Source organism: Ruegeria sp. BF7, assembly GCF_056538605.1.
Genome location: NZ_JBQFTM010000002.1, coordinates 43,095 through 56,144 on the forward strand (window position 1 = coordinate 43,095; position 13,050 = coordinate 56,144).

Here is a 13,050-nt window from a genome sequence, read left to right on the forward strand (position 1 = left end):
ATTGAGTGATGGGTTGTCTGTAGTCCACTGCGGGTCGTAAGGGCGGGCATTCACGGCTGTGCATCTGTCTTCTTTGGAGAATTTTTGTCTTTCTCGGAGCGTTCCAATTGACGCATCGCATTCACAACCTCCATCGTTTCGACAGACACGCGAATGACGCGCTTGAGCAGCTCGATAACATCACCCTTGTAGTCAGCAAAACGGTACTCGTTGAACTTCTCAGCCACAGTGGGATCACGTGGCTTCTTTTCCTTGTACTGGTCCAATACCCATTCAAGACCAGAGCGGTTACCTAGCATGTAGTGCCAGCACTCGGCTGGGATGTTGGTCAGGGTCGTTTCTGTATCGAGCGTAATCGTGCCAGCCACTTTGTCAGCCTTTAAAATAGCTTTTGGGCTTAAGCCCGTTGACCGGGCTTTAGTGTCCCTTACATCTTCCCGACCAAGGGGCCACGGCTGCACCGTCTCATAACCGATATGCAGGTTCAAAAGCGTCTGCCCCCAGTCCCGCCATTGGTTAAAACCGGGATAGAAGGGGATGCGGGGGAATTCGCGATTGAGATTAATCGCATAGGTCTCGCGATAAATCGGATCATGAAGGACAGCATATACATAAGCGAAGATATCATCCTTGGTGATCTTGGCTCTTTTTCCATAATGCTTTGTAAACTTGTTGAGCGCCCAGTCAGTGATATTATCAGTTTTTGCGCCTTCCGCAGTGTAACGGAAACGAGGCAGGGTCTGGGAGCCGCCGGAAGCCGGGCTGACAAAGTTCAAATCAGGCAGACGATCAATGGCCAATGTCATGTAAGGCTTGCCAGTGCTATCGCCCATGAATGTTATCGAAGGGTTGGTTTTCTCACCCAATCCAAACACAGGTAGGGTTAAGTTCGACATCTCATTGAATGCCAAATCTCGATACATGAACTTTTTGGTAAATGGCCTATAATTTGCGTTAGTGATCCGCTTTGATGAGAAAGTATGGGACTTTCGGTTGAGCAAGTCTCGTTTTACAGAGCGCGTCCACTTTATCGTGTAGTCTAGTGCGTCTGCAATCTTCTTGGGGTCTTTAAGGGAACTTAAACGCTTCCTGTCTTTTTCATACATTGAGACAAGGTGTTTCGCCTTATCCTCCAAATTAGACCTCTGAAAATCGTAAACCCAGTCATCTCGGTTGGTAGCGACACCAAGCGTATAGATTTTGAAAATGGATCGTTCTTGACTGCTACTTTTGGCCGCTTTTGTCCTTTTGTCCCCAACTGGCAGCAAGTCTTCCCATTCGTTTTCATTTTGGTTGACCCAATTGGCACGTTGATCCGGTTTAATTGTGGTAAGTTTTGCGTCTGACAGCTTAGTTGCTGCCAGCCAAGCCAGCTTGTCCTCTGCTGTCTCCAACTCAGGTCTACGCACGTAACGGATATTGCAACCGCGCTGTTTTCGTTTGCCAAGCTGTCTGCGAACTAAAAACGATATTGCCACACCAGTCTGGATACCAAAGACGTTGTTTTTGGTCCCAGATAGCTTTGGGTTAGCGCGCACGTCTCCGCCGAGATCAACCACGTAAATCTCGTCGAACTCCTGCGCTACGTATCTACGGAAGCCATCAAAGGTCCTGCTATCGATGAAGCTGCGATTGGTAACAAAAGCAATTACTCCATCATCATGCAACCTGTCCGATGCCCAGCGGAAAAACCGAGCATACATATCATATACCTTCGTCTTCTGTGCCGTGCTTAGCTTAACAAACGACCGCTTAATCAGCCCGTCGATATGCGGATAGTTACGGTTCTTGTTATTGTCGTTCTCATTCTGCTGATTGGCATTGTAAGGAGGATTGCCTATTACGACTGATATCTTGCGCTTATTCTGGCGCTTTACGCGCTCCACATTCTCATCAGATATGGAAGCAAACAGGTCGAATTGGTGGCCAGCCTTTATGCCCAACCCACCGATGTTGTCGAGCGTATCCACAAAACAAAGATTGGGATACTCGGCAAACCGACCAGACACTGCTTGATATGTGGCTTCGATATTCAGATTGGCCACATAATAGGGCAGAATTGCGACCTCATTGGCATGCAATTCTTCAAGATACTTCTTTCTTAGCTTTTCCGGCTGGCCACGAAAATATTCGATCAATTCGCAAATGTAAGTGCCGGTACCGGTTGCAGGGTCAAGTATCTCCACCCCTTCGTCAATCAAGCGTTTGCCGAAGTGCTTGTCACACAGCCAATCTGCCCCCTCAATCATAAAGCGAACAATGTCGTTAGGTGTATAGACAACTCCCAATCGGTCAGCGGCGTCAGGGTTATAAACCTTATAAAAGTTTTCGTAGATAACCTTAAGAAAAGTCTGCTTCTCTGTGTGGCTGCTAATTTGTGCCGCGTTTGCATGGATGGCCGCATAGTATGGCTGCAAAGCGCGAAGCGTCGACTTTTTGACGTCGCGGGTGAAAAAGGCACCTTCCAGTTGGTACAGGAGCCGCGCGATATTGTTGTCGCGGTGGAAGTCAGCCTCGTCAAACACACGAGCAAAAATTTCTTCTGTTAGAATGTGCTGCAACAACATCTCGCGCACGTCCGCGCGGCCCAGTGTCGGATTAATGGTCTCTTTAGCGTGTTCCAAAAAGCGTTTGGCCGCCGTTTGGAACTTCTTATTTGACTTGTAGGCTTCGTCGATCTTTTCTCGAAGCGCCGCCAACACGGCTGGAAGGTCAACTTTAAACTGTTCGACAGCGCGCCGGAACTCTGCAATTTCTTGGCGTTCATAGGAGAAGAAAAGGGTAAGTAGACGATCTAGTGTCTCCGTGTCCGTCATCGCACATCGCAATACTTCCTCTTTGTTCTGTATCAGAACGGCAACGTCAGAGTTTTCGTAGATAATGTTGTCTTGGGGATAACCATTGCGCTGTTTGTTTTCGATCTCTTGATCCAAGTCATCATCGGTATCCTTCGCTTCCCAATAGCCCAACGGCACGCGCACATCATGCAAGATTGTGCCGTCTGGATAGACTTTGGTCTTGAGTTTGGTCTCGTAGAGCAATTCCGGAACAAAGATAAGTTCGCTGCCCTTGGCCCAGCTTTTCAACAGGTCCTTGAAGGCCTCACGGACAACCTGTTCGGTGGACGTACCAGAGAACTTTTTTAGACGATCAATCTCAGAAAGGTAAGAATTAATAAGTCTTTGGCTCATATTTGCCCCTGCTTTTTTTGGTCACGACTTTCTGACAAAGTGCTCAGACCGTCAACATGGGTTGTTGAGGCGCAGGCCTTCATTCTGAATTTGACGCAAATTTTTTCGAGCACCTATCTACTATCGTTGAGAACGCAATTACCCCCCGTACCCTTTGAAACACGGAAAAAACCTAAGCTCAGCCGTGGCGCTCGGCGGTCGTTTCAGGAGGAAGAGAGTTCTATCAGGACAATTACATCGCGCACGCCACACAATAAATCGCCTGCAAATCATTGACAAAACGCCCTGTTCTGCCAGATAGGTGTGACACACAGTGCGACACGTACTTCAACCTCGCACTCGATTACTCAAGCCTAACAATGGCTTAGGAAAATGGTAGCGGGTCCGGTACTCGCCTCCATTTAATTCTAAATCATTGACTTAACCCTGTAGTGCTCGGGTATGACACAAAGTGGGACACACCTACAATGGTGCAATCATCCTACCTAAGCCTTTCAAGACACGGTGTTTATTACTTCCGGTGGCCTATCCCTTCTTCTATTGAGGAAAAGCGGACATCTGTAGGAATATCGCTACGTACCCGCTGCCCGCACTGGACTGGTGGCTATGCAACTGCCCTGCCCCTCTCACGCAAAGTTAATCTGAAAGACCAACCCAAGTTCTTCTGACATGAACTTGCAAGAAGCCTGCTCCCCTCTCGGGTCCAGATTTTAGTCTAACTTGACCCAGGCCGCATTTCTTGAAGAGCTTTGCACGCATGCAGCTACAAACTTAACTCCATTAAGCCCGTCAAGGACCGTTGGATAGACAACCGAAGCGTCAGGTGAAAAACCATCTCGGAAAGCTTGGATGGCTGCAGCTGCTTCTCCATAGATGTTCGCAAAACCCTCCAGATATCCTTCGGGATGACCGGGAGGAACTCGGCTCAAACGACTAGCAGCATTACCAGCACCAGCTCCATTTCGGGTGATCAGACGCTTTGGTTCGTTGTAGGGCGTAAACCATAGGTAATTGGGGTCTTCCTGGGCCCACTCCAGCCCACCTTTTTCGCCATAGACGCGCAATCGAAGTGCGTTTTCATTGCCGGGAGCCACCTGAGAAGACCACAGCATACCCCGCGCTCCGCCTTCGAAGCGAAGCAACACGTGCGCGTTGTCATCGACTTTGCGCCCCGGCACAAAGGCCTGCAAGTCCGCCGCCAAGCTGTCCGCCTTCAGCCCGGTTACAAAGCAGGCAAGGTTGTATGCGTGGGTTCCGATGTCACCGGTTGATCCACCCGCGCCCGAGCGTTCGGGATCGGTTCGCCACTCAGCCTGTTTGAAATCCTGCTGCTCGGTCAGCCAGTCCTGCGGGTATTCAACCTGAACCACTCGGATTTTGCCAATGTCTCCGTTGGCAACCATTTCGCGCGCCTGCCGAACCATCGGATAGCCCGTGTAATTGTGGGTCAAAATGAATAGGGCATTCGCGCTTTCTGCTGCTTTGACCAGCTTTTTTGCATCGGCAAGGGTCGAGGTGAGTGGTTTGTCACAAATCACATGAATACCGCGCTTCAGGAACTCGCGTGCGGCTGCAAAGTGAACGTGATTTGGCGTGACAATTGAGACCGCCTCGATCCCAGATTTCAGCCGGGTTTCCCTTATCGCCATTTGTTTGAAGTCTTCATAAACCCGCTCGAGCCCCAATGCCTGACCACTTTCAAGAGATTTCTCTGGCGTCGAAGACAAAGCACCGGCGACCAGCTCGAACTTGTCGTCCAGTCGCGCGGCTATGCGATGAACACCCCCGATGAAGGCGTCGTTTCCGCCGCCAACCATGCCAAGCCGAATGCGTCCTGAGGTTTCTTCACTGCGTCCTGTGACCATCACTCAATCCCCAGCATTTTGCGATTGGCGGCTTCGTCTGCGCCACCGTCAGCGAAATCATCAAAGGCTTTCTCGGTCACACGGATTATGTGATCTGACACAAACTGAGCGCCTTCACGCGCTCCATCCTCTGGGTGTTTCAGACAGCATTCCCATTCGACAACCGCCCAGCCATCAAAGTCATTCGCCGCCATTTTTGAGAAGACAGCCCCGAAATCCACTTGACCATCGCCAAGTGACCGGAACCGACCGGCTCGATCAACCCAGCTTTGATACCCAGAATAAACTCCTTGCCGACCGGTTGGGTTGAACTCGGCATCTTTCACATGGAACATCCGTATTCGATCCTTGTAGATGTCGATGTTGTCCAGGTAGTCGAGGCATTGCAGGACGTAGTGTGACGGGTCGTACAACATGCAAGCCCTTGGGTGATTGCCTGTCCGTTCGAGAAACATCTCGTAGGTCACACCGTCGTGGAGATCCTCTCCGGGGTGAATTTCATAGCAGACATCGACACCGCATTCATCCGCGTGATTCAGGATAGGCACCCAACGGCGAGCGAGCTCATCAAATGCCGTTTCAATCAAGCCGGCAGGGCGCTGAGGCCAAGGATAAACATAGGGCCAGGCCAAGGCGCCAGAGAATGTCGCATGCGCTGAAATACCCAGGTTTTTCGAAGCTGATAGCGCTTTTTTAACCTGGTCTACCGCCCATTCTTGTCGGGCCTTCGGGTTTCCTCTGACACTTTCAGCGGCGAATCCATCAAACGCACTGTCATAGGCAGGATGAACGGCCACTAGCTGGCCCTGAAGGTGCGTTGACAGTTCAGTGACTTCGACACCATTCTCTTTGGCTTGGCCTTTGAAGTCGTCGCAATAACCGGCGCTATAAGCGGCCTGTTCTAAGTCGAACAACCGGCCATCCCAACTGGGAACCTGAACGCCTTTGTATCCACAATCAGCCGCCCATTTGGTAATGGCGTCCCATGAATTGAACGGCGCTTCGTCACCCGCAAATTGCGCTAGAAAAAGAGCCGGACCTTTGATCGTTTTCATAGATTTCCTCCCCGAAACCAATGCCGCTAAGGCGGTAAATTTTCCTTCAGATAGATGTCGATACGGATACGTTCCTGTGCTCTATTGAATGGAACTTTGTCCGAAGTTGCGCGCAACAGACGGACGGCAGAACGAACAATATGCCCGGTGTCTTGCGAGATTAGAGCGTCAAATGTGCCTAGCCTCAGCGCCTCACGACTTAGCGGAGTAAGCTCATGTGCGATGATTACCAGATCTTTGCTAAACTTGTTCTCTGACAGAAATTGAATCAGACCAGCATTGCCCGCTGCTGACGAGTATATTCCGACCAGATCCGGGTAGGTTTCAAAGATTTCAGGCATCATCGTGTAGATCAGATCCGGATCATCCCGGCCCTCGACAGACGCCACGACTTCGAGGTGAGGAAAATCCTCAGCCACAACAAGATCAAAACCCTGGCGCCGTTCCAGGTGATCACGTGCCAAACGAGAGCCAGTCAGGACCAAAACTTTACCTTCGCGATGTACAAATCGTCCCATCAACTGAGCAGCTGTCCGTCCTGCCGAAACATTATCGATTCCTACAAAGTGATCCCGTTCAGAACTTGGCAAGTCAGACACCAAGGCAACTACCGGAACACCCTTGTCCCTGACCCTCTTTACAGCATCGCGGACAGAAGGCGTTTCAGGTCCGAAAACGGCAACTCCATCAACGTCTAAGCTTTCGACAGTGTCCAAAATGTTGACGATATCTTGTGGCTCAAACGGAGCGACCTTCTTTATCGAAATACGAGTCCGCTCAATAAACTGATCACGCGATTGCTCTGCGATCTGACTGCTAATAGCCTCCACAAACTCGTTATCCGTGTCCGGCAGAACAAAGAGGAAGTTGTAAACTCGGTTTCGCGCTAGGTTGGCCGCGGCCGTGTCGCGCACATACCCCAGCTCATCAATCGCCTTTTGTACTTTCTGAACGGTCACGGTCCGCACGCCGGGGCGTCTATTCAAGACCCGGTCAACAGTCGCCAGGCTAACACCCGCTACACGCGCGATGTCATTGACAGTTGGCTTTTTCACCAATTCTAGTTTTTGTTTTTGGTCTTCCACGTGTTCTTCAACCCTCAATCTCCCGCGCTAAGCCTTCAAACAACAAAGCAACAGCCTCAGCGCCAGGATCGTTATGTCCAACTAGGTTTTCTTCGGGAACATAGGCCGCGCGGCCCGCCTTCGCACGACGAATTTTAGCCGTGTTGTCCGCACCTTCGCGGGCAGCCTTTGCCGCATGGGTCATGCCAGACGGGAGTGCGGCAAGTGCAGGTGCTAGAGCGTCGATCATCGTCCTGTCACCGACCTTGGCACCTCCGACTTGGCTAACGCGATTCAGGCCTTCGACCAAAGACTTCGGTACCGAAGCCCCGCTCGCACAGGCATCTCCAGCTGCGTTGAAGAAGATTGCAAGTATCACGCCGGAAGAACCACCCATCGTCTGACTCAATTCATTGCCCAACGCTGGAAACAGTTGTGTCAAATCAGCAAGCGGCATTCGGTCAAGGCTCCCTTGTAACGCTCTTGCTGCGGTCGCCAATGTGCTCCCTGTGTCGCCATCCCCAGATTTCGCGTCCAACTCGTTCAGGTTCTTCTCAGCGTTGATGAGCAGTTCAGACAACCGAGAAATCGTTTCCCTTGTCGTGGGATTATTCGAAGGAATTGGATCGATTGGAGTCAAGCCATCAGGCAAAGGCGCCACTTCTATTGGATCGATGGAATTGACGCCTGGCCAAGCCGCCAGATCAACACCAGCTTCAAGCGCCGATACATCGTCCTGATCTACAGGCAGTATGGATACGGAAAACCCGTGCATATCGAGCGACGTCATCATTGGTGCCGGACCAATGATACGGCGAGCGATCCCAGTCTCGCACAGGGCATGCGTGAGGACAGCCATTTCTAACGGTGTTGTGGAACCAAGGTTGTTGACCAACGCCACACAATCCCCAGAACCCACTCTTTGCTGTAGCTTCTCCACGACTGTGGACATAGCCGATACAGCATTCGAGAACTCCACCTGCTGTACTCCAGGCTCGCCATGGATGCCCAAACCGAGTTCCGCTTTGCCGGGCGCAATCCTGTCCTCTTTCGGAGAACCCGGAACGGTGCAGGTATCCAGACTCATACCGATGCTGACTACCTTGGCGATGGTGTTTCGTGCTGCATTGGTAACAGTGCCCAGGTCAGCACCACTTTCTGCAAGCGCGCCTGCAATTTTGTGCACGAACAAAGTTCCTGCCACGCCGCGTGGTTGCGGTAGGTCAGGCAGGGCGATGTCATCGTCGACAACGACCATCTCTACCTTGCGGCCCAATGCACGGGCGCGTTCAGCAGCCAGGCCGAAGTTCAACCGGTCACCGGTGTAGTTTTTGACGATAAGCAAGCACCCGGCTTCACCCGTGACCGCAAGAATGCCCGCCAGAACCGCCTCGACTGACGGGGACGCAAACACTTCCCCGCATACCGCTGCAGTCAGCATACCGGCACCAACGAAACCTGCATGGGCGGGTTCGTGACCAGACCCGCCGCCGGAAACCAGGGCGACTTTCGACTTGTCCCAATCTGACCTGTAGACAACCTTGATGTGCGGGTAGCCGTCCAACCGGGTAAGTTGCCCCCCAGAAGAGGCCAGAAGGCCGTCTATGGCCTCTATTACCAGGGTTTCTTTTGTGTTGAGGAACTGGGCCATGCTTTTGCTCCTTAGTTCACACGCGCGCCGGACGCGTCAAAATACAACGGGTTGTGGGGGCGGATTTTTATGAGTTTTCCAGAAGGGTAATCCTGATGGACATCAATCAGGGTAACCACCGGGTGACCATTCAGGTCCAGGTGCAGCCGTGTTTGGTCGCCCAGATGTTCGGCGCGTATCACACGTGCCTCACTGCCTTCACCTTCGATGATGTTTTCCGGGCGAAGACCAATCTGCGGGCCTTTGTGATCGCCTCCGAACAACTCGGACGGCAGGATGTTGATACGTGGCAGACCCAACCGGCTGGCAACGTAAACACTGCCCGGGTTTTCATAGATATCCCGGGGTGTTCCGTACTGAACCAATCGGCCGTTCTCCAAAACGCCGATATGCGTTGCCATTGTCATGGCTTCGACCTGATCGTGGGTCACGTACAGCAAGGTTGACCCCAGATCGGCCTGAATCCTTTTCAGCTCGACCCGCAAATCCGCCCGAAGCTTGGCGTCCAAAGAGCTGAGCGGTTCATCCATCAGGAAAATCTGGGGGTCGCGCACCAGCGCCCGTCCGATTGAAACGCGCTGCATTTCACCGCCCGACAGTTCAGTGGCTTTGTTGTCCAGTTTGTGCGGGATCTGGAGGATCTCCGAGACTTCGTTGACCTTTCTCGTGATCTCATCCTCTGGTGTCTTCAGGATCGGCGATCGCAGAGGGAAAGACAGGTTCTCACGCACTGTCATATGCGGGTACAGCGAGTATTGCTGGAAGACCATCGCCACATCGCGCTGGGCGGGTGTATCTATACCAACATCGCGCCCGGCAATGCGCACTGCTCCGGAATCCAGTTTCTCAAGTCCGGATATCAATCTCAGTGTCGTTGTTTTTCCCGCTCCAGTCGGGCCCAACAACACCACAAAGGCGCCGTTGGGGATCGTCATTGAGATATCATCTACCGCTTTGACGTTGCCAAATGACTTCGAGATGTTCTCCAACACGACTTCAGCCATTGCTTAGTACCTCGTCGTTCAGAGCGGACCTCAGCGCGCGCCCGGTAGACTTTTCAAATAGGGTTACTGCGGGTGAGCGGAACTCCAATCCCACCGTCTCGCCGGGGTTAACGGCTTCGCGCGCATCAATGCGAGCTTTCAGCTCCCCGTTCGGGCTTTGCAGCGTCACGATCTGGGTGGTTCCCAAGTATTCTGCGGCCAGGACCTCGGCCCGGTAGGCACTCGCATCCGATAGAAAAACATGCTCAGGGCGAACGCCAAAAACCAAGTCACCTTCCGCCCCTTCCATCAGTTTGGGCACGGCTTCGTCATGGCCATTAAGTCGAACCATCTCCGAGCCAGGCGCGACCTTTCCCTGAAACGGCAGGAAGTTCATCGAAGGAGACCCGATAAAATCTGCAACGAACATTGTGGCTGGTTTGTCGTAGATTTCCTGCGGCGTGCCGAATTGTTCGATCACTGCGTTGTTCATAACAACGATCTTGTCGCCCATTTGCATGGCTTCCAACTGATCGTGAGTGACGTAAACAGTGGTCGCGCCCATACGATCATGAAGCGCGCGTAGTTCTTCGGCCATGTGCTCACGAAACTCGGCATCTAGGGCACCCAGCGGCTCGTCCATCATGAACGCCTTGGGTTCGCGAACAATCGCGCGACCCAGCGCCACGCGCTGCCTGTCGCCGCCTGAAAGCCCGCCTACCGGGCTATCGAGGATGTCCTTGATTCCCAGAATTCCCGCGACTTCCTCTACTTTGGCTTTGACAGCAGCACGCGGCATGCCCTGCGATATCAGTGGGTAGCTGATATTCTTGCGCACGTTCATATGCGGATACAGCGCAAACATCTGGAACACGAAAGCAATGTCTCGCTCTGAGGGTGGCCGTTGGCTGATTTCTTCGCCGTCGAGGTAGATTTCACCCGATGTTGGAAGTTCCAAGCCTGCGATCATCCGCAGCGTCGTCGTCTTTCCGCAGCCGGATGGCCCGAGCAGCATGAAAAATTCACCGTCCTCAATCGTGAACGAGCTTTCGCGAACAGCCGTGAAATCGCCGAACATCTTCTTTACGTTTTTGACTACGATCTGGGCCATTTCTACTCCGGGAAATGGCTGACGATGATGAACATGACGGTTCCGATCAGCGTGACTACGAAGGAATAGGTGAAGGCCCACAGTACAAAGGGCTGCATCAGCATGAAGACACCCAGCGCGATTAGGATGGTCGCAACCATCTCCCATGGGCCGCGGCGGAGCCGCATCAATCCGGTAAGAAATTCGCTCATTTGCGCACGGCTCCAAATGTGATCCCACGCAGCAAGTGTTTGCGCATCAGGATGGTGAAAATCATGACCGGGATTAGGAAGATCGTTGCGCCAGCGGCAACGGCAGGCCAGTCTAGGCCTCCAATACCGATAATGGTCGGGATGAATGGCGGTGCAGTTTGCGCATTCGCAGATGTCAGCAGCACTGCAAATGCGTACTCGTTCCATGCGAAGATAAGGCAAAAGATGGCTGTCGAGGCTATTCCGGTGGCGGCTTGCGGCAGCACCACTTTGTAGAAAGCCTGAAACCGTGTGTAGCCATCTATTAGGGCAGCTTCTTCGTACTCTCTCGGGATTTCGTCGATGAATCCTTTCAGCAACCAAACCGCCAAGGAAATATTCACGCCCGTATACAGCAAGATCATCCCCAAATGCGTGTCGCTTAATCCAAGATTTCTGAACATCAGGAAAATCGGGATGGCGACGGCGACAGGAGGCATCATCCTTGTACTGAGGATGAAGAACAGAAGGTCGTCCTTGAGCGGAACCTTGAATCGGCTGAACGCATAGGCAGCCAGGGTGCCAAGAAAGATACTTAGAAACGTCGAGCCAAATCCGATGATAACCGAGTTCATAAAGCGCTCACCGAACTTGGAAGGTCCGACAATCACCATGTCGTATTGGCGCACGATCTCATCGGCCCAATTCTGTGGTGGGTTTGCTTCCAGAAACTCCTGCGTTTGCCGCGTGCGTGTGGTGAAAAGGTTAACATAGCCTTCTAGCGTTGGGTCAAAGACCACCTTAGGCGGATAGCTGATCGCATCAGCAGGCGATTTGAAGCCAGTCAGCAAAATCCACACCAGCGGGATCATCGTAATCAGGGCATAAGCGATTACCAGAAAACCAGCGATCCACTTGGACCGGTTCGAAGGTTCGGTGACGGAAAAACTGCTCATCTCTGTTTCACCTTGTTCAGAGCTTTGACGTAGATCGACGCAAGGCCGAACACGGTGACGAATAGGATGATCGCATAGGCCGAGGCATAGCCGGTGCGCCACTTCTCAAACGCCTCCCGTTTGAGATTGATCGAAGTGAGTTCCGTTACAGAACCCGGCCCTCCGCCGGTTAGCTGAACCACCAGGTCGAACATCTTGAAGTTCTCGATCCCACGAAACAGAACAGCGAGCATCAGGAACGGCAGCACCATCGGGATTGTGATTGTGAAGAACTGCCGCAGCTTGCTGGCACGGTCGATCTCGGCGGCTTCGTAGATATAATCGGGAATGCTGCGCAGCCCGGCCAGACAGATCAGCATCACGAAAGGTGTCCACATCCAGGTGTCGACGATCACGATCGCCCAAGGCGCCAAAGTCACCGACCCCAGCATTTCAAAGCTCGACGGGTCTTTGCCGGTGAACCAAGACACGATGTAATTGAATAAGCCGATTTGCGGTTGGTAGAGGAACTTCCAGAAGTTTCCGACGACTGCAGGAGACAGCATCATCGGCAGTACGATGATCGTCGTCCACAGGTCATTGCCCTTGAACTTTTTGTTGATCAGCCACGCTAGAGTGAACCCGATCAACACCTGGAAAAAGATTGTCCAGAACAGGAAATGCGCCGTCGCCTGCATGTTCAGCCAGGTGTCCGAGTCGGTCAGGATACGCTCGTAATTCCTGAACCCGACATCTTTGACTTCACGCCCGATCCGGTTGGCCTTGTAGTTGGTAAAGCTCAGTTGGATGGTCCAGATCAACGGAAAGATATTGATCGCCAGCAGTAGAAATATCGTTGGGGAAATGAATATCCAGGCGATCGCGCGGTCGGATAGCCCCCGGATTTTTCGCGCAACTCGCTGCGGCGTTGCCTGCGCAACGCGATCTACGGTCCTGTCAGACATCTCTTTGCCAGTTCTTGTTGGTTTCGAACTCACGGGAGGGAGAAGGTGGAGCGGGTTCGC

General features: G+C 52.4%; 10 protein-coding genes. All 10 read right to left on the reverse strand.

Going from position 1 to position 13,050, the window contains the following annotated elements; genetic code table 11:
- Positions 1-50: 50 nt before the first annotated feature.
- Positions 51-3,191 (reverse strand): type ISP restriction/modification enzyme, encoded by a 3,141-nt coding sequence (locus tag ACR0IK_RS06055; RefSeq protein ID WP_480640815.1) that lies wholly within the window; start codon positions 3,189-3,191, stop codon positions 51-53.
- Positions 3,192-3,901: 710 nt separating this feature from the next.
- A complete protein-coding gene (locus tag ACR0IK_RS06060) occupies positions 3,902-5,056 on the reverse strand; it encodes a Gfo/Idh/MocA family protein (protein WP_480640816.1) in 1,155 nt (384 codons plus the stop codon).
- Complete coding sequence (locus tag ACR0IK_RS06065) at positions 5,056-6,111, reverse strand: sugar phosphate isomerase/epimerase family protein (protein WP_480640817.1); 1,056 nt, start codon at positions 6,109-6,111, stop codon at positions 5,056-5,058. The genes ACR0IK_RS06060 and ACR0IK_RS06065 overlap by 1 nt, the downstream gene beginning before the upstream one ends.
- 26 nt (positions 6,112-6,137) lie before the next feature.
- On the reverse strand, positions 6,138-7,196 hold the full coding sequence (locus ACR0IK_RS06070; RefSeq protein ID WP_480593226.1) for a LacI family DNA-binding transcriptional regulator: 1,059 nt from the start codon (positions 7,194-7,196) through the stop codon (positions 6,138-6,140).
- A 7-nt stretch (positions 7,197-7,203) separates the two neighbouring features.
- Complete coding sequence (locus ACR0IK_RS06075; protein ID WP_480640819.1) at positions 7,204-8,826, reverse strand: dihydroxyacetone kinase subunit DhaK; 1,623 nt, start codon at positions 8,824-8,826, stop codon at positions 7,204-7,206.
- Between the two features lie 11 nt (positions 8,827-8,837).
- Complete coding sequence (locus ACR0IK_RS06080) at positions 8,838-9,830, reverse strand: ABC transporter ATP-binding protein (RefSeq protein WP_480640820.1); 993 nt, start codon at positions 9,828-9,830, stop codon at positions 8,838-8,840.
- Entirely contained in the window at positions 9,823-10,920 is a 1,098-nt protein-coding gene (locus ACR0IK_RS06085; RefSeq protein ID WP_480640821.1) for an ABC transporter ATP-binding protein, read from the reverse strand. The genes ACR0IK_RS06080 and ACR0IK_RS06085 overlap by 8 nt, the downstream gene beginning before the upstream one ends.
- 2 nt (positions 10,921-10,922) lie before the next feature.
- Positions 10,923-11,111 (reverse strand): hypothetical protein, encoded by a 189-nt coding sequence (locus tag ACR0IK_RS06090; protein ID WP_480593218.1) that lies wholly within the window; start codon positions 11,109-11,111, stop codon positions 10,923-10,925.
- On the reverse strand, positions 11,108-12,046 hold the full coding sequence (locus tag ACR0IK_RS06095) for a carbohydrate ABC transporter permease (RefSeq protein WP_170336529.1): 939 nt from the start codon (positions 12,044-12,046) through the stop codon (positions 11,108-11,110). The genes ACR0IK_RS06090 and ACR0IK_RS06095 overlap by 4 nt, the downstream gene beginning before the upstream one ends.
- Positions 12,043-12,990, reverse strand: a complete 948-nt coding sequence (locus tag ACR0IK_RS06100; RefSeq protein ID WP_475211458.1) for a carbohydrate ABC transporter permease — start codon at positions 12,988-12,990, stop codon at positions 12,043-12,045. Before ACR0IK_RS06100 ends, ACR0IK_RS06095 begins: the two co-directional genes overlap by 4 nt.
- Positions 12,991-13,050: the final 60 nt, after the last annotated feature.